This window comes from Amycolatopsis pithecellobii (assembly GCF_009707865.1).
GTDB lineage: Bacteria > Actinomycetota > Actinomycetes > Mycobacteriales > Pseudonocardiaceae > Amycolatopsis_E > Amycolatopsis_E pithecellobii.
In genome coordinates this window covers 1-18,042 of the sequence record NZ_WMBA01000106.1, presented here as the reverse complement: position 1 = coordinate 18,042, position 18,042 = coordinate 1, and the positions used below count along the sequence as shown (strand labels likewise).

Sequence of the window (18,042 nt, the reverse complement as noted above, 5' to 3'; positions counted from 1 at the left end):
ACCACCGGTAGTGGTCTGGCTCGGCTTGGTTTCGCTCGACGGCTCGATGCCGCCCTCGAACTCGTTCTTGATCTTGCCCATGACACCGTCGAGCGCGTCGTAGGCCTGGTTCACCAAGTCTTTCGTGTCCGTGCACGTCTTGTCGAACCCCTTGTACAACCGGTCCCACATGTCCGGGTTGAAGTGGTTCTGAATCCACTGCTTCGCGAGATTCTGACCCTGCTCCTTGATGTCGTCGTCATCGCAGCAGCCGTCGTCGTTGAGCGCGTCGGTCAGGTTGGTGCCGAAGTTGATGTCCATCCACCCGGCGATCGCCTTCAAGTCGTCCTTGCCGGCGTGCTCCCCGTTCGCGACGCCGACGACCTTCTGCGCCATGTTGTAGTCGGCCTTGCCGACCTGGTCGGTATACATATTGACGATCGCATCGGCTTTTCCCTTGCACAGCTGGAAAACCGTGCTGACCGCCGTCGTCGTCGCCTCGTTCGCGTCCTCGAGGGTCTGGCCCAGTTTGGTGGCCTTGGGCAGGATCTTGTCGTTGTAGTGGTCCGACGCGGCGTTCGCACCCGACCCGCTCCAGGTGCGGAACAACGTGTCCAGCGCCGACCCGGTGTCCTTGATCGCACCGTCCACTGTGGTCGAACCGGTTTTGAAATGATCCGCGTCCGCAAGGAAATTCGCGAAGCTGATCCCGCGTTGTTCGTCGAACCGCTTCTTGATGTCGTTGTTGAAATCGAGCGCCCTGGTGTTGCCACGGCAGTCGTCGGGGATCTTCGCGAGCAGCGATCCGAAGGTCTGGAACAGTTTCAGCGCCGGCTCGGCCGCGTCGAACAGCTCGTCCGAGGTCTTGGTGCCGCCACCACCGGACGCGGGCGGCTGCTTGCCCTCGAGCTTCGTTTTCCCTTCGTTGACAGCCTTCTTCTCTTCGTGCTCGTTGTAAGCGGCCTGGTCACCCGCCTTCTTCGCGGCGGCGTACGCGTCATCCGTGGACAGGTACCCCAGCATCGGAGCGGTGCCGTAGACGTCGGCGTAGTGCTTGACTTCCGCCTGCTGATCGGCGATCTCCTTGGGAAGGTCCAGGTTCAACGGCCAGCCGGGTGCCGGGTGCTCGCGCTGCCAGCTCGACAGCAGCACGGTCTTGTCGCCGGGCGGGACACTCGGGTCGTCGAGCAGCGCCTTGACCTCGGGCCACGTCTTCGCCATTACCGGCTCCCCGCCTTGGTGATCGCGTTCGACTGGGCATGGTCGTTGTCGGAGTAGGCCTTGCCACCCGTACCGATGTTGCCGCCGAAGGCCTTGAGGGTGTCGCTGTACCCGCTGACGGCCTGCCACAGCGTCTGCACACCGCTCACGTACTTCTGCGCATGATCACCGTGCGCCTGGCCGAAACCCTGCTGGTTCACCGGGGAGCTCGCGAGATCAGTGTTCTTGTCCGGCAGGTCCTCGCCCACTTGCGTGATCGTCTTCGACGCCTTGGACATCGCCTCGCCGCTCGCGGTGTAGCCGCCGCTCATCTCCGCCAGTCCCCTCGCCCAGTTCGTTGACAGACCTACGACGCTCTCCGAACACGTTCGGTGCCATCAGGCGCGCAACTGAATCTACTCAACCGGCCATTCAGGACGCAGCGGTTTCCCCAGGTTTGTTCCGGATGGCTTCCCTGAGCACCGCCGCGACGGCCGCGACGTCGGTCAGCCGGTCACGCTCGTCCAGGTCGATCGTCACCTCGTAGAACACCTCGAGCGTGGCGAGCAGCCGGATCCGGCCCTTCGAGTCGATGCCCAGCTCCTCCAGCGGAGTGTCCGGCTCGACGAGCGCCGGATCGAGCAGGAACGTGTCGCTCACGATCTTGCGGATGTCCTCGATGGAGGGCTCACTCATACGGTCAATCTAGCGGCGCGAAGCGTCTCGATCAGGGGTGGCGGTCGGGCGAGGGGCTGGCGCGTAACGTTCCTTCGTCGCTGACCTGGCCACTTTGCCGCTGGACGTCCTGGGCAGCGCTCCCGGTTCCACGAGCTGGACCGAGCGCACCGCGATCTCGTGCTCGCGTCCGACGGCGCGCAGGATCGCCCGGGAGACGTCCTTCGGAACTGCTTCGGCATCCCGGAGCCGTTCGGCCACCACGACCACGCCCTCGCCGCGCGCGTCGTTTACGCCGAACGCAGCCACCCGGTCGCGGCGGATCGCGGGATGCGCCTGCGCCGCGGTCGCCTCGATGTCCTGCGGGTAGTGGTTGCGGCCGTCGATGACGATGAGGTCCTTGATGCGGCCGGTGATGTACAGCTCGCCGCGATGGAACACGCCGAGATCGCCGGTCCGGAGCCAACCGTCGAGCCCGTCGAGGCGGCCATCGAACGCGTCGTCCTCACGCCGCCAGTACCCGGCCGCGACATGCGGGCCGTACACCCAGATCTCGCCCATCACACCCTCGGGCCGTATCTGTCCATTGTGGACGATACGGACGAGCTGGCCGACCGGCCGCCCCACGGACACCAGCTCCTGCCGGTCGGCGAACTCCGGCCCTACCTCCACGGCTTGCCCGTGCGACAACGCGGTGCGGTCGAATGCCGTGATCGTCGGACCCTCGGGTCCCGCGCTCGCGACATACACCGTCGCCTCTGCCAACCCATACGACGGGCGGCACGCTTCGCGGCGGAATCCGTACGGGCCAAAGGCTTTCTGGAACTCCTCCACCGTGCGCGGCCGGACCGGCTCGCTGCCGTTCAGCGCCACCCGCACGCCAGAGAGGTCCAGACCATCTCGCGAAGCGGCTTCGACCGCGAGGTCGTATGCGAAGTTGGGTGCCGCCGTGAACACGTTGGGGTAGCCGGACAGCTGCCGCAACCAGCGCTCCGGCCGCCGCACGAATTCCGCCGGCGCCATGAACGCCGACCGCGCCCCGGTGAAAACCGGGATGCACATCAACTGGATGAGGCCCATGTCGTGGAAGAACGGGATCCAGCCGGCACACGTGACGGACTCGTCGACGTCGTAAGCCGTCGCCACCTGCCAGCAGCTCGCCGCCAGCGCGCGATGCGTGATGATCGCGCCCGCCGGTTCCCTGGTCGAGCCCGAGGTGTACTGCAAGTAGGCGGCCGCGTCCGGCTCCACCGGGACCGGATCACTGCCGTCGCCGTCGATCTCGTCCACCACCAGCAGATGCTCGGGCTCGCCCAGTTCGCGGACGCGGTCTCGGGCCTTCGCGGACGTCAGCCAGATGGTCGCGCCGGAGTCGGCGAGTGCGCTGACCAGACGGCCCCGGTGTGACCGGCCGACCGGGTCGAACAGCGGGACCGCGACCAGCCCCGCCGCGAGCGCGCCGAAAAACGCTACGGGGTACGACAAATCCTGCGGGGCCACGATCGCGACCCGGTCCCCCGGCGCCGCGAGTTCCCCGAGCCGCCGCGCCACCACACGTACCCGATGTGTGAACTCACCCCACGTGAGCGTGTGCTCGGCACCCGCGGCGTCCTCGAAGGTGAACGCCGGGCGCTCATCCGCGGCACGCGCGAAGAGCAGGCTGAGCAGTGGGGTGCGCAGAACCTCCTCGGGCACGCCCATCAGGAGACCGAAGACACCACGCCCGCGAGCCGGTCGGCCGAGGCCTGCGCGAGCTCGTGCGAGGGCGCCTCGACCATAACGCGCACCAGCTGCTCGGTGCCGGACTGGCGCAGCAACACCCGGCCCTGTTCACCCAGCTCGGTCTCGACGTCCTTCACCGCGTCCTGTACGACGCCTGAACCGACCACCGCGGCCTTGTCCGCGACGGGCACGTTGACCAGCACCTGCGGCAGCCGCCGCATCACGCCGGCCAGCTCCGCGAGCGGCTTGCCGGTCGCGGCGACCCGGCTCATCAGGTGCAGTGCCGTCAGCAGGCCGTCGCCCGTGGTGGCCAGCGCGGGGAACACGACATGCCCCGACTGCTCGCCGCCGAGCGCGAACCCACCGGCCCGCAGCTCCTCGAGCACGTACCGGTCACCGACCGCCGTGGTGCGCAGCCGCACGCCGTTGTCCCGCATCGCCAGGTGCAGGCCCAGGTTGCTCATCACCGTGGCGACCAGCGTGCCGTGAGTCAGCTCACCCGCCTCGGCCATCGCCAGCGCCAGGACCGCCATGATCTGGTCGCCGTCGACGAGCTCACCGGCCGCGTCCACCGCGAGGCACCGGTCGGCGTCGCCATCGTGCGCGATGCCGAGGTCGGCGTTGTGCTCGCGGACCGCGGCCCGCAGCTGGTCGATATGCGTCGAGCCGCAGTCCTCGTTGATGTTGATGCCGTCAGGTTCGGCGTGGATCGCGAAGACCTCCGCGCCGGCTTTGCGGTACACCTCGGGCGCGGCGAACGACGCGGCACCGTTCGCACAGTCGACCACCACGCGCAGCCCGGTGAGCGGATGGCTGATGGATTCGAGCAGGTGCTGGGCGTAGCGCTGGACGGCGTCCGGTACGTCCGAGACGCGTCCGATCTCGGCGCCGGTCGGGCGGGCCGCGTCACTGACCAAGCCGGCCTCGATTTCGTCCTCGATGCCGTCGGGAAGCTTGTGCCCGCCCGCCGCGAACAGCTTGATCCCGTTGTCGGGCATCGGGTTGTGGGAGGCGGAGATCATCACACCGAGGTCCGCGTCGAGCGCGCCGACGAGGTGCGCCACGGCCGGGGTCGGCAGGACACCGACACGCAGGACATCGGCGCCCGCCGAAGCGAGCCCGGCGACGACCGCGGCTTCGAGCATCTCCCCGCTGGCCCGCGGGTCCCGGCCGACGACGGCGACGGGCCGGTGTGAACGGTCGTGCGCGGCGAGTACCCGCGCGGCACTGGCGGCGACTGCGAGCGCGAGCTCAGGTGTCAGATCACCGTTCGCGAGACCACGAACCCCGTCGGTGCCGAACAGGCGCGCCATCTGATCTTCTCCTCGAACTCGTGTGCCGCGGACAACCTAGCGACCCTCCGACGGTAGCCCCCGGCGGGATCCATGCCAGCAGGAGTGCCTTCTGCCCTGCAAGACGTCAGAACCGGCACCGGTATTACGGGGATGGACACGACGAAGGCGCCCATCCAGGATGCGGACGGGCGCCTTCGCGCGGGTGTTACGACGATTAGCGCTTGCTGTACTGCGGTGCCTTGCGGGCCTTCTTGAGACCGTACTTCTTGCGCTCGGTCGCGCGGGCGTCCCGGGTCAGGAAGCCGGCCTTCTTCAAGGCGGGACGGTCGTCGGCGTCGACCTCGACGAGCGCGCGGGCGATCGCCAGGCGCAGCGCACCGGCCTGGCCGGAGATGCCGCCACCGGTGAGATTGCCGAACACGTCGAACGACTCCGGCTTGTCCACGGTGATCAGCGGCTCACGGATGAGCTGCTGGTGGACCTTGTTCGGGAAGTACTCCTCGAGGCTGCGGCCGTTGAGCTTGAAGCTGCCGCTGCCGGGCACGAGCCGCACGCGGACGACGGCTTCCTTGCGGCGGCCGACGGTCTGCGCCGAGCCACCGGCGGCACGCGACGGACGCGCCGCGGCCGGGGTCTCACTCGTCACGACGCCGTCGACGGCCTCGGGGATCTCGGTGGCCTCGGCGAGGTCCGCGGCCTCGTTCTCGGTGCTGGTCACAGACTGTTCCTCACTCATTTGGCGACCTGCGCGATCTTGGTGATCTCGTACGGCTGCGGCTGCTGCGCGCCGTGCGGGTGCTGCGGGCCTGCGTAGACCTTGAGCTTCTTCGCCTGGGCGCGGCCGAGCTTGTTCTTCGGCAGCATGCCCTTGACGACCTTCTCGAGCAGGCGCTCGGGCCGGGTGTCCAGCAGCTCGCCGAACGAGCGCTTGCGCAGACCGCCGGGGTAGCCGCTGTGCCGGTAGGCGAACTTCTGCTCGCGCTTGTTACCGGTCAGCGCGACCTTCTCCGCGTTCACGATGATGACGAAGTCACCAGTGTCCATATGCGGCGCAAAGGTGGGCTTGTGCTTGCCGCGCAGCAGCGTGGCGACCTCGGTCGCGAGCCGGCCGAGCACGACATCCTCGGCGTCGATCACGTGCCAGGCACGGGTGATATCGCCAGGCTTGGGGCTGTACGTGGGCAAGGGTCTACCTCGTCGTCAACTTGCGTGTGGGGTCAGTGCGGGCCTAGCGCGGTTTGCGCCGCAGCGCACAACGACATATGAAGATACCCCCTCACTCCGAGCTACCGGAAAGCGGGGGTGTCGGGCACCTTCCATCGTACCGGGGCACCGCGCCGGCACCGGAGGTGACCACAACAAAGGGACCCCGGCGAGGGTGCGCCGGGGTCCCGTCACGAACGAACGACGTCAGCCGCCGAACATGTTCATGACGTCCTTGTCGGTCTTCTGGTAGCCGTCGGCGATTTCAGGCAGCGCGATCGCGATGCGCGCGAGGAGAGCCTTCATCTCCTCCAGGGCCTTGTTCCACTCCTTCTGCCGGTCGTCCCACTGGTGCATGGCGTCACCGGTCCAGCTGGCGGTGAGCTTGTGCATCTGCTGCACCAGCGTGTCGAACTGGCCCTGCATTTCGTTGCCCGCGGTGTTGCAGTGGGCGGCGGCCTCATGAATCGTGGCCGGGTCGACCTTGATGGCGCCGTCAGACATGGTTTTCTCCTTTGAGACTCAAGAATTCGGGTGGTGGCGAAAAAGCGGCTTACAGACCGTCGAGAACCGAGGAAAGCTGGCTGATCTGCGACTTGACGTCGTCATCCTGGGTCTGGTAAGCGACACCCGAGCTCCTGAGCATCTCACCGATGTCGGCAAGCGCCTTGTTCAGCTGCTTCGACTTCTCGCCGTACGCGTCCATGACCTTCTGGAAGACCACAGCGGCAGGGCCATCCCAGCCCGCGCGGGTGGCCTCGATCTGGCCGGCGAGCTTGGTCAGCGTCTGGTCCATCGCGAGCTGGCACTCGTCGACGTGAACCTGGGCCTGCGCGAAGTCGGCCGGATCTCCGGTGAAGCCGTTAGGCATGAGGATGCCCCCTTCATCTGTGTTTTGTCGCCCGTACTGGATTCGGTACGCCTACGACGATGACCTTGCCATGGTTGGTTCCGGCTTGTCGCGGTTTAGACCGAAGTAGTTGCGAGAGTGAACGCGCCCAATTCGCAGTTGCGAAAGTGGCTCACTCCAATGGGTTCGAGCGGATTTCAGGCGGTGATCAAAAGCGTGCGCACGACCTGATCACAGGCCGCCGCCACCCGATCGTGGGCCTCCTGTGTCGCGTACTGGCACGCGACGTTCACCTGAACTTTCCCCTGTGCCAGCACATACCAGTCGATCGGCCCGTTATTGCCTGCCTGCCGGTAGTAGATCACCTTGCGCCCGCCGAACGTCGCATTCGGATCGAAACCCGAATACACCGAGCCCGCGTCCTGTGCCTGTTGCCGCAGATTCGCGGCCAGCTGCTGCGGGTTCGCGGTCGCGTCATAGTTGAGCGCGTACTCCTGCACGGAGATCGCATCGTTCTGGGCGGTGGCATCACTCGGTTTGATCAGCGTTTCGCGGAACTGCTGCTGCCCACCGGTCTGCGTCCAGTCCTGCGGTGCGGAGAACTGATAGTGGTACTGCGCGACGACTTTGCCTTGCGGGATTTCGTCCCGGTTGAACCACAGGAGCAGACCGGTGGTCACGGCCGCGACGATCAGCACCACACCGCCACCGATGAGCCACGGCCGTTTTCCCTTACGGCGCGGCGGTTCCGGGGGCAGCGCGGGCTGGCCACGCGGCGGTGACACCGGCGGGCGCGGCGGCGGCTGGGGGAACGGGCGCGCCATCGGACGAGCGGGAACGGCAGGCCGCGGCGCGCCGGGCGGCTCCACGCGCCGGGCGGGCACGGACCGTGGCACGCGGGCCGGTTCCGGCCGCACAGCGAGCAAAGCCCCCCGCGCCACCACGGTTTCCGGTTGGTCCAAAGTGGTCGGAACGACCCCGGTGCGCTCGTGCACGAGGCGCGCGATCATCGGGATCCGGCTCGACCCACCCACGAGGAAGATCGCGGTGAGCTGTTTCGGCCGCAGGCCGGCCTCCTCGATCGCCGCGCTGGTGAGCTCCACGGCGCGGCCCAGGGGCGCGGCGATGAGCTTCTCCAGGTCCTCCCTCGTCACGTGCGCGTCGGCGAACGGTGGCGGCATCGGCACGTCCGTGTAGGTGTGCCGTGACAGGGTTTCCTTGGCGCCACGGACATCCTGGCGCAGCACGCGGCGGCGGCGCCGGTCGGCGAGTTCGCGTCCCGCCACGAGCTGGCGCCACGCCTCGGGATCGGCGGACGACACGAGATCGCCGACATGCTCCAGCAACGCCTGATCCACGTCCGCGCCACCGAAACTCGGGTCACCTCGCGTCGCGAGCACCTCGAAGCCCCGGCGGTTGCCCGCGACCGGCCCGCGGCTCACCACACTCACGTCGACGGTGCCGCCACCGAGATCGAGCACCGCCAGCGTCGTTCCCGGCCGGGTGCTCACCTCGATCGTCCGGTCCTGGTTGACCTCCTCCGGCGTGAACGTCGCCGCGTGGAACACCGCGGCCGCCACCGGCTCCGGCACGAGCGTGACCTCGCGGGCCAGACCACCGGCGGCCTGACGCAGCAACCTGGTCCGGACCGCGCCCCAGTCGGCGGGATGAGTCAGCACCAGCAGATCGACGTCGGCACCGCTGGCGAGCCGGCGTGCCTCGGACACCGCCCGCACCAGCACCGCGCGCACGACGTCGGTCACCCGCAGCACGCTGTCTCCGAGCAGGAGCTCACCCTCGTCGATACGGCGCTTCGGATTCGGCTCGTAGCGCGACGGGTCCATCGCGGCCTGCCGCTCGGCCTCCTGCCCGACGAACAACGTGCCGTCCGCCGCCGCGTAGACCGCCGAGGACATCAGCGGGTTCCCGTCGATGACCACCACCTGCGGCGCGCGGCCGTTGATCACCGCGACGACACACGTGCTGGACGTGCCGAAATCCACCGCAACCCGAAGTGTCACGCCGCACCCCCGGCGGGATGCGGCGTGACGGCGCTGCGGGCGGGCTTCGGGACGGTCACTCCGGCTGGATCCACGACACCTGCATCAGCTGCTTGCCGACCTTGCGGGTCACCAGCACACCACGCCCCGGCGGCATCGGACCGGGCTTGACGGTGCCGAGCAGCTGCCCCTCGTCCTTGTTGCCGTTCATCACCAGACCCGGCGCCGCGATCTCCTTGAGCTTGCCGATGATCGGGTCGTACGACGCCCGCGAAGCGCCACCCGTGCGCCGCACCACGACCATGTGCAGGCCGACATCCTTGGCCTGCGGGAGGAACTCCGCGAGCGGCCGCAGCGGGTTGTTGGACTGGGTGGCGACCAGGTCGAAGTCGTCGACGAGGACGAACAGCTCCGGCCCCTTCCACCACGAGCGGTTCCGCAGCTGCTCCTGCGTGACGTCCGGGCCGGGCAGCCGTCGCGTCATCGACCCGTTGATGTCCTTGACCATGCCCTCCAGCTGGTTGGCCGACACCGCATAGCCGAGCAGGTGCGCGCCCTCGATGTAGCCGAGCATCGTGCGGCGGTAGTCCACCAGCACGATGACCGCTTCCTTGGGGGTATAGCGCTCCACGATGCCGCGCGCGATCTGCCGCAACAGGTTCGTCTTGCCCGACTCGCCGTCGGCGAAGGCGAGGAAATGCGGTTCGGCGTCGAAGTCCAGATAGACCGGCGCCAGCTCGTCCTCGTTGATGCCGATCGGGATGAGCCTGGTGTGCCGGTGCTTGTCCATCGACAGCACCTCGTCGTAGGAGACCTGCTCGGGCAGCAACCGCACCTGCGGGGCGACCCGCCCCTTCCACGCCGCCTGGATCCGGGTCACCGCGTCCGACACGCCGGCCGCGAGATTCTCCGTGTCACTGCCGCCGTCGATCCGTGGCAGGCCGGTGAGCATGTGCAGCCGGTCCCTCGTCAGGCCGCGACCGGGCCGGCCTTCCGGCACGTTGATCGCAGTACGGCGGTCGATGTCGGACTCGCTCGGGTCACCGAGCCGAAGCTCGAACCGGGTACCGAGCATGTCCTTGATCGCCGGGCGGATGTCGGCCCAGCGCGTGGACGCGAGGATTACGTGGATGCCGTAGGCGAGGCCACGCTGGGCGAGCGCGGTGATCTGCGGCTCCAGCTCTTCGAAGTCGTCACGCAACGCCCGCCACCCGTCGACGACCAGGAACGCGTCACCGAACGGGTCCTGCTCCGGGGAGATCTCGCCGCGGCGCTTGCGGTTGCGGAACTCGGTCATCGAGTCGATGCCGAGCGAACCGAACAGCCCTTCCCGCACATTGGCCAGCGTGTTGAGCTCGGCGATGATCCGGCGCGCCTTGTCCGGCTCGCGGCGAGCCACCGCGACCCCGCCGACATGCGGGAGGCCGGCGAGCCCGGCCAGCGTGCCACCACCGAGGTCGACGCAGTAGAACTGCACCTCCTCGGGAGTGTTCGCCAGCGCCAGCGACATGATCAGCGTCCGCAGCAGGGTCGACTTGCCCGACTGCGGACCACCGACGACGACACCGTGCCCGGCGGCGCCGGAGAAATCCGCCCACAGCGGGTCACGCCGCTGCTCGAACGGCCGGTCCACGATCCCGATCGGCACCTGGAGCTTGCCGTTGCCGAAGAAGCCGACCGGTGACAGACCCCGGTCCTCGGTCGGATTGAGGTTGGGCAGCAGCGTGTCCAGCGAGTTCGGCTCGTCCAGCGGCGGCAGCCACACCTCGTGCGCCGGCGGGCCCTGACCGATCAGCCGGTCCACGATCACCTCGAGCTCGGTGGGCTCGGTCGCCTCGTCGGACTCCTTCTTCCGCGGCTCGGGCTCGATCGCCTCCGGCTCCGGTTCCGGCGGCAGCTCCACGAAGTCCGGGACGAACAGCTGCGGCCGTTTGTCCGCGCGCACGACGGAGGCGACCGGGCCCGCGGTCTTGATCCCCGCCGGCCGGTACGGGCCGGACACATAGGACGCCTTGAACCGGACCATCGTCGAGGTGTCGTACTTGAGATAGCCCGAACCCGGGATCGACGGCAGCTCGAAGGCATCCGGCACACCGATCGCCGCGCGGGATTCCGCCGCGGAGAACGTTTTCAGGCCGATGCGGTAGGACAGGAACGTGTCCAGACCACGCAGCTTGCCCTCTTCCAGCCGCTGCGAGGCGAGCAGCATATGCATCTGCAGCGACCGGCCGACGCGGCCGATCTGCAGGAAAATGTCGATGAAGTCGGGCTTCGCGGTGAGCATCTCGGAGAACTCGTCGATGCAGATGAACAGCGCGGGCAGCGGGTCGAGATCGGCGCCGTTCTCACGGGCCTTCTCGTAGTCCCACACGTTCTTGTAGTTGCCCTTGGCCAGCACTTCCTGGCGCCGGGCCACCTCGCCCGCGATGGCGTCCTTCATCCGGTCGACCAGCGTCAGGTCACCGGCGAGGTTGGTGATCGTGGCGGCGACGTGCGGCGCCTTGTCCAGCCCGAGGAACGTCGCGCCACCCTTGAAGTCGACCAGGATCATGTTGAGCGTGGTACTCGAGTGGGTCGCGAGCAGCCCGAGCACCAGCGTGCGCAGGAACTCCGACTTACCGGAACCGGTCGCCCCGATGCACAGCCCGTGCGGGCCCATGCCCTCCATCGCGGCTTCCTTGATGTCCAGCTCGACGGGCTGACCGAACTCGCCGACCCCGAACGGCACCCGGTAGCGGTCACGCACCGGCCGCGGCCGCCACGCCTGCTGCACGTCGAACGTCATCGGGTCACCCGGTATACCGAGCAGTTCCAGCAGCGTCGGGTTGGACAGCAGCGGCTCGTCCGAGCCTGCCTCCTCCGCCGCCGAGCCGACCCGGTACGGCGAGATCTTGCGCGCCAGCGCCTCGCATTCGACGACGCTGAGCGTGTCCGGCTTACCGAACCATTCGACGCCACCGGCGCTGCGCGCGCCGACCCGCGTCGGCTCGACCACCAGCCGCAACCCGCGGCGCGCAGCGAGGGCGCCGAGTGAGTCGGACAGGTCGATCATGGTGACCCCGACCAGGCCCTCCTCGAGGACGATCTGCTCCTCGCGGGTGACCTCGGCGTCATCGATGACGATCACGACATGCGGCTGGTCCGGGTTCGGCGTTGCGTTGCGGGAGAACCGCGGGCGGTCACGCAGCTCCACGTCCAGCCACTGCTCGATCTGCGCGAGCGAACCCGCCATCATGCGCAGCTGGCCGATGCCGTCGGACAGTTCCGGATGCTGCACATGCGGCAGCCACTTGGCCCATTCCCACTCGGCCTTCGCGCGGCCGGCGGTGGCGAACGCGATCAGCACGTCGTCACAGCTGTGGAAGGTGACCAGCTGGGCCAGCATCGCGCGGGTGAGACCCCGGGTCAGCTCCCGATCACCCTCCAGGCTGACCGCGGCGAACCCCCGCAGGGTGATCTGGGTGGGCAAGTCGGGCACGATCGAGTGAGCACGGACGAACCGGCGCAGCGCGAGCGTGGCGATCGGCTCCAGCTCGTCGACCGGACCGGTCTGCGGCGGCACCAGGCGCGTGGCCAGCCGGTGCGAGCTGCGCCCGACACGCAGGTGCAGGAAGTCCTGATCGTTCTGGCGGCGCTCCCACATCCGTCGGCTCGCGGCCAGCGACCACAGCGCCTGCGGGTCCGGATGCACCCATTCCAGTGACGCGCGCTGATCGGCCATCGCCTCCCGGGCACGATCACGCATCTGCCCGAGGTACCGCAGGTAGTCCTTGCGGTCCTCGTTCATCTCGGCCTTCTTGGCCCCGCCCGACTTGCCGCCGCCGGCGAACATCCCGCCCATCGACATCAGCATCATCAGCGGGAACATCAGGGTCAGCGGGCTGCGCGCGGCATCACCACCGGTGGTGAACAGCAGGGTGACCATGCCGAGCGTGGCCACGATCATCACGACCGGCAGCATCTTCTGCACGATGTTGCCCGGGATCGTGCGCGGCACCTCCGGCGGCGGCTCCAGGTGCACCTCGCCACCCGGCGGGCGCGGTGCAGCAAGCCGTGGCGTCCGCTTGAACTGCAACGTGCTCACCGAAGGACCCCTCTTCACCTCGACGCCCGGCCGGGCCCCACGTTAGCGAACGCGGCCATCGACATGGGGCAACACCGGCAAAGCTGCCCCATCTCGTGGAAACCACCACATGTCGCCCCAGGTGTGCTCATACTAGGGGCGCCCACCGACACTCCGAAACGTTTCGGCGGGGTAGCGGGTTCGCACATCCGTGCCGGTTGGGTATAAGTAGCCCGCAGCATTCTCTTCATAAGGGGGCACGCAGGTGGCAACGGGCACGACGGTATTCAGCAGGGTGACGGTCATCGCGCCGCGCACCCGGATCGACGTCGCGCTGCCTGCCGACATCGCGGTCGCCGACCTGCTGCCCATGCTGCTCGACATGGCCAAGGAGTCCACGCCCGACGGCGGGGCGCGGCACGGCGGCTGGTCACTGGCCAAGCTCGGGGACGCGCCGCTGGATCCGAGCCGCACGCTGGCTTCGCTCGGTGTCATCGACGGCGAACTGCTCCAGCTGCGCCGCCGCAACGAGAACCCACCGCCCCCGTTGTACGACGACGTGGTGGACGCGATCGCGGACGCCGATCCGGACAGTTTCCGGCCGTGGACAAAGGAAACAGCCAACCGGTTCGGGCACATCGCCGGCGGGCTGGCCCTGGTCGCGGCGGCGATCGCGGTGTTCATGAGCGGCCCGATGTTCGGTGGTAGCGCCATCGCCTCGGCACTGACCGCGGGTGTCGCCGCCATCGCCTGCCTCGCCGTCGGCGCCACCATCGCCAACGCCTATCAGGCCAAGCAGAGCGGCGTGGTGATCGCCGCAGCGGGCGGACTGTCGTTCGCGTTCGTCGCCGGGTTCTGCGCCGTGCCGGGACTGACCATCAGGGCGAACCTGTTGCTGGGCAGCGGTCTCGTGGTGATCGTCGCGGCCATCGCGATCGTGATCATGGGCGCGGGCATCACGACGTTCATCGCCGCCGCCACCGCCGGGGTCATCGGTGTGCTGGCCTTCGCCGTGGCGACTCTGATCGCGCACCCGGCTCCGGGTATCGCGGCCGGCACCGCGGCGGTCTCGCTGGCGGCGATCTCGGTGCTGCCCAGGGCGACGATCTGGCTTGCCAAACTCCCGCTGCCGCATGTGCCCAGCACGGCGGAGGAGCTCAAAGAAGATGACGCGTACCCGGACTACACCGCCATCGAGCGGCGCACCGCGGTCGCGCACAACTACATGACCGGCCTGCTCGTCGGCTGCGGTGGCGCCACCGCGATCGCCGCGATCATCACCGCCACCGCGCCCGGTTTCTTCGGGATCATCACAGCCGTCGTCGCGACGCTGGTTTTGCTGCTGCGGGCCCGTTCCTACGCCAACGGCGCGCAGGCGGTGGCGCTGCTGACCACCGGCATGGTGTCCGGCGCCGGCATCCTGGTCAGCTGGCTGGTCACGCAGAGCCCGACGGGACGGCTGCTGTGGGTCTTCGGCGCGCTGCTGCTGGTCGCGGCGGCAGCGCTGGTGGTCGGCGTGATCTTCCCCAACCAGCGCTTCTCGCCACCACTTCGCCGGACCGTCGAGATCTTCGAAGCGATCTGCATCGCAACCGTGCTCCCGCTCGCACTGGCGGTCATGGATCTGTACACCACGCTGCGCCACGTCTCGTTCGGCTGAAAAGGGGTTCCGCGCGTGCGTAGCTTGGGGGTACCAGGCCGGTCCGCGGTCGTGCTGCTCGCCGGTGCCTTCGGGATGCTCAGCCCGGTGAGCGCGGTGGCCCAGACCAACGCCCCGTGGGCCCCACCGCCGGTGAGCATGAGCCCACCCGATGACGGCGGCGGGCATCAGACGCAGATTCCGTACCAGAAGACGACCGACTGCGTCACGCGCGACCTGAACAACAACATCGTGCTGCAGGAAAAGCCGTGGGGGCAGCAGTATCTGCAGATCGAGCAGGCGCAGAAACTCGCCGTCGCGGCGCATGGCAGCGCGGGCGGTGGCATCCGGGTCGCGGTGATCGACACCGGCGTCACGCAGCATCCGTACTTCCGGTTCGGTGTCGAACCCGGCGGCGACTACGTCAACGCGCCGAACGACGGGCTGGAGGACTGCGACGGTCACGGCACCGAGGTCGCCGGGATCATCGCCGCGAACACCCCGCCCACAATCGGATTCAAGGGTGTCGCGCCGGACGCGAAGATCGTCTCCATCCGGCAGTCCAGTCAGAACTACTCGCAGCCGAACGGTGGTCAGCAGCCTGCGCCGCCACCGAGTAGCCAGCCGCCCGCGGCGCCGCCGGCCGGCGGGGGCGGCCAGTCCGGTGGGAACACCGGCAGCGGCAGCCGGGAGCAGGGCCAGGGTGCCGGCAACACCCACACGCTGGCGCAGGCCGTCATGCGCGCGGTGAACAAGGGCGTGCAGGTGATCAACATGTCGGTGGACAACTGCCGCCCGGCCGGCGCCCCGATGAACAGCGGCGAACGGGAACTCCAGGCGGCCGTTCATGCCGCGGCGGAGCGGAACATCGTGGTGGTGGCCGCGGCCGGGAACACCTCGGAGAACTGCAAGCAGAACAACCAGCCGGACCCGAGCCGGCCGCAGTCGATCGTCAGCCCGCCGTGGTTCGCCGACGATGTGCTGTCGGTCGCGGCAATCGACCAGACCGGCGGGGTGGCGTCGTTCAGCATGAACGGTCCGTGGGTCAGCGTCGCCGCGCCCGGCACGGACATCACCTCACTCGACCCGTCGGCCGGCACCGACGCGCTGGCGAACCAGGTCGTCGAGGACCGCAAGCTACAGCCCATTCAGGGCACCAGCTTCGCGGCCCCGTACGTGGCCGGCGTCGCGGCGCTGGTGCGGGCGCAGTTCCCGACCCTGAACGCCCGCCAGGTCATTCAGCGCATCGAGGCGACCGCGCAACACCCGGGCGCGCCCGGTGGCCGGGACAACTTCGTCGGGTACGGGGTGGTCAATCCGGTCGCGGCGCTGAGCGCCGTCGTCCCGGCCGAAGCGGGCATCCCGGCGGCGCAGGCCGAGCAGCTGCCGTCGGGTCTACCGCCCGCGGCGCACAGGAACTGGACGCCGATGATCGTGGCACTCGCAGGCACCGGCGGCGGGCTGCTGGCGCTGCTGGTCACCCTCTTCGTCGTGCACACCCTGCGCCGCAACCGCCCGGTGTAGAGGTCAGTTGCCGCTGCCTGTCGCCTGGTTCTGCTGCACCGGGAAGGAACCGGCGTTCGGGCTGACCGGGATGTCGTCATAGCTCTTCGCCGCGTCGATCACGTTCAACGACGAGCCCGTGGGCAGCAGCTGGAGAATCGCGTCCGGCGCTGGGCGGGGAGGCGGATTGTCCAGACCAAGCCCCTTCAACGTGTTCGCGTTGGGAATGCCGTACACCAGGCCGTTGTCGGTGACCAGACTCATCGGGCCCTTGCCGAACGACGCGGCCGACGTCGCGGACTGGATCACCGCCGCACGGCCCGGCGGCATGTAGAAGTGGTCGATCTTGAGGCCGACCGGGCCCGGTTTGCCGATGTCGATCAGCTTCGCGCCCGCCGGTGCCGGCAGCTGCTCACCGACCGAGACGACCGTGTGCGGCTGGTTGTTCACGATGGTCCAGCCCAGGCACGTGGTGGGAAACTTCAACGGGTCCAGCACCGTCGGCACCACCGAAGGCATCGTGGTCACCGGCAGCGCTCCGACGTCGGTGGACTGGACCTGCGGGACGCCGTTGATCTCGTTCGGGCTCAGCGTCGGCACGTTCTTGCTGCCCGACTGCGCGGCCCGCATCAGGTCACCGACCGCGGTCGGCACCCGCTGGATCCCGTTGGCCAGCACGGCATACACGTCCGCCTCGCCGCTGGTGCTGTTGACCTTGAACACGCTGCCGACCCGCAGCCCCTCTGCCTGCAACTGCGGGAAGGTCGACGCGGCGCCCTGGCCCTGCGTCGTCGGCGGCTGGAGCGGAGTCACCTCGGGGATCGCGTTCAGCAGGCCGATCGAGATGTGCCGCACCAGCTGCGTGCTCAGCCCGAATACGGAAAGCACCGCCGACTGTTTCAGATCGACCTGAGCGCGAACCGTGTTGGCGTTGGGATCATTCGGGTTGCTGGGCAGGCGGTAGATCAAATAAAACTTGCCGTTGTCCGCGCCGGCGAGCACGGCCGAGTCGATGGACAGCTCGCGGCCGAGGTCCGGCACCCCGGCGAAGACCGTCGTCTCCGTCCTGGCCTGCTGCAGCTGCACCGACTCCGGCAGGTTCTTGTTGATCGTGAGGTTGTCGCACACTCCCCAGTTGTCACTGGTGCGCTGCGCGGCCGTCGGCAGCAGCTGCGGACCGTCCACAATGCCCGTTCGCCGGTTGTGCGGAATGTCCTTGAGCGAGTCGTCGGGCACCACGGTGGGTTGCGCGGCCTGCGCGGCGCCCTGGCTCTGCGACATCAGCAACAGCCGGGCGGAGGCGAGGTTGAACGTCGGGGTCAGCGACTTCGGATTGCCGGAGACGACGTAGATCGTGCCGGACTGCTTGCCGATGACGATGCCCGATTCGGGTACCGCGGGCGACGGGCTGATCAAGCCGTAGATCACGAACCCGACGATGCCGAGCAGGCCCAGCATGAAACCCACGATGGTCGCGCGACCGTGTGAGCGCATCGGGTCGTGCAGCATCACCGAATCCCGCCGGACCAGGGCCGACTGCATGCGCCGCAGCACGAACCGGTACGCCTGAACCTGAGATTTCGTTGTGGGTGTTGACGGCATTCTCGACCTACAGCTCCCCGAGTCGCGGTACGGTTCCGCAGGATAACCGTACGAGGACCGTACTGGTGCGGGTTCGTCGCAACTCGGGTTAGGGTTCGCTCCGGCAGCTGAGACGAGGGGAAGAAAAGCGCGGATGTCCGTCACCACGCCGCCACGACCGGGCGGGCCACCTGGCTCGCCGCCGCCAAGGCGACCGGCGGGTCCGCCACCGCGGCAGGGCGGTGGTCCCGGTGGCGGGATGCCGCCGCGCGGTCCGGGTGGCCCGCCAGGTCCAGGCGGACCAGGTGGTCCCGGTGGTCCCCCGCCGCCCC

14 protein-coding genes are annotated in these 18,042 nt (G+C 68.5%); 2 read left to right on the top strand and 12 right to left on the bottom strand.

What is annotated here, in order from left to right:
• From GKO32_RS36685 to eccCa, 11 genes are all read right to left on the bottom strand, one after another.
• Window positions 1–1,200, bottom strand: a 1,200-nt coding sequence (locus GKO32_RS36685) for a WXG100 family type VII secretion target (RefSeq protein ID WP_166459848.1), incomplete at its 3' end; no start/stop codon positions are given.
• Window positions 1,200–1,511, bottom strand: a complete 312-nt coding sequence (locus GKO32_RS36680; RefSeq protein ID WP_154761510.1) for a hypothetical protein — start codon at window positions 1,509–1,511, stop codon at window positions 1,200–1,202. The genes GKO32_RS36685 and GKO32_RS36680, both read right to left, overlap by 1 nt.
• Window positions 1,512–1,611: 100 nt before the next feature.
• Entirely contained in the window at window positions 1,612–1,875 is a 264-nt protein-coding gene (locus GKO32_RS36675) for an acyl carrier protein (protein WP_154761509.1), read from the bottom strand.
• Between the two features lie 9 nt (window positions 1,876–1,884).
• Window positions 1,885–3,555 (bottom strand): fatty acyl-AMP ligase, encoded by a 1,671-nt coding sequence (locus GKO32_RS36670; RefSeq protein WP_154761508.1) that lies wholly within the window; start codon window positions 3,553–3,555, stop codon window positions 1,885–1,887.
• Window positions 3,555–4,889 (bottom strand): phosphoglucosamine mutase, encoded by a 1,335-nt coding sequence (glmM, locus tag GKO32_RS36665; RefSeq protein ID WP_154761507.1) that lies wholly within the window; start codon window positions 4,887–4,889, stop codon window positions 3,555–3,557. The genes GKO32_RS36670 and glmM overlap by 1 nt, the downstream gene beginning before the upstream one ends.
• A 196-nt stretch (window positions 4,890–5,085) precedes the next feature.
• Window positions 5,086–5,589: a 30S ribosomal protein S9 gene (gene rpsI / locus GKO32_RS36660; RefSeq protein WP_376766039.1), complete on the bottom strand. Its 504-nt coding sequence runs from the start codon at window positions 5,587–5,589 to the stop codon at window positions 5,086–5,088.
• Window positions 5,590–5,603: 14 nt separating this feature from the next.
• Complete coding sequence (rplM, locus tag GKO32_RS36655) at window positions 5,604–6,056, bottom strand: 50S ribosomal protein L13 (protein ID WP_154761505.1); 453 nt, start codon at window positions 6,054–6,056, stop codon at window positions 5,604–5,606.
• Window positions 6,057–6,281: 225 nt separating this feature from the next.
• The gene (locus tag GKO32_RS36650; RefSeq protein WP_154761504.1) at window positions 6,282–6,578 is read right to left on the bottom strand and encodes a WXG100 family type VII secretion target; all 297 of its coding nucleotides are present in this window, start codon (window positions 6,576–6,578) and stop codon (window positions 6,282–6,284) included.
• A 49-nt stretch (window positions 6,579–6,627) separates the two neighbouring features.
• Complete coding sequence (locus GKO32_RS36645; RefSeq protein WP_154761503.1) at window positions 6,628–6,945, bottom strand: WXG100 family type VII secretion target; 318 nt, start codon at window positions 6,943–6,945, stop codon at window positions 6,628–6,630.
• Between the two features lie 176 nt (window positions 6,946–7,121).
• Window positions 7,122–8,945 carry a type VII secretion-associated protein gene (locus tag GKO32_RS36640; protein ID WP_312869226.1) on the bottom strand — a complete coding sequence of 608 codons (1,824 nt, stop codon included), beginning with the start codon at window positions 8,943–8,945 and terminating at the stop codon, window positions 7,122–7,124.
• Between the two features lie 55 nt (window positions 8,946–9,000).
• On the bottom strand, window positions 9,001–13,008 hold the full coding sequence (eccCa, locus tag GKO32_RS36635) for a type VII secretion protein EccCa (RefSeq protein WP_312869224.1): 4,008 nt from the start codon (window positions 13,006–13,008) through the stop codon (window positions 9,001–9,003).
• A 244-nt stretch (window positions 13,009–13,252) separates the two neighbouring features.
• Between eccCa and eccD the strand changes: the two genes are divergently transcribed.
• Both eccD and mycP read left to right on the top strand, forming a co-directional pair.
• Window positions 13,253–14,647, top strand: coding sequence for a type VII secretion integral membrane protein EccD (gene eccD / locus GKO32_RS36630; RefSeq protein WP_312869223.1), 1,395 nt, complete (start codon window positions 13,253–13,255; stop codon window positions 14,645–14,647).
• A gap of 15 nt (window positions 14,648–14,662) precedes the next feature.
• On the top strand, window positions 14,663–16,150 hold the full coding sequence (gene mycP, locus GKO32_RS36625; RefSeq protein ID WP_312869222.1) for a type VII secretion-associated serine protease mycosin: 1,488 nt from the start codon (window positions 14,663–14,665) through the stop codon (window positions 16,148–16,150).
• A gap of 3 nt (window positions 16,151–16,153) precedes the next feature.
• On the opposite strand, the gene eccB is transcribed toward mycP, so the two are convergent.
• Window positions 16,154–17,731 carry a type VII secretion protein EccB gene (gene eccB / locus GKO32_RS36620; RefSeq protein ID WP_154761502.1) on the bottom strand — a complete coding sequence of 526 codons (1,578 nt, stop codon included), beginning with the start codon at window positions 17,729–17,731 and terminating at the stop codon, window positions 16,154–16,156.
• Window positions 17,732–18,042: the final 311 nt, after the last annotated feature.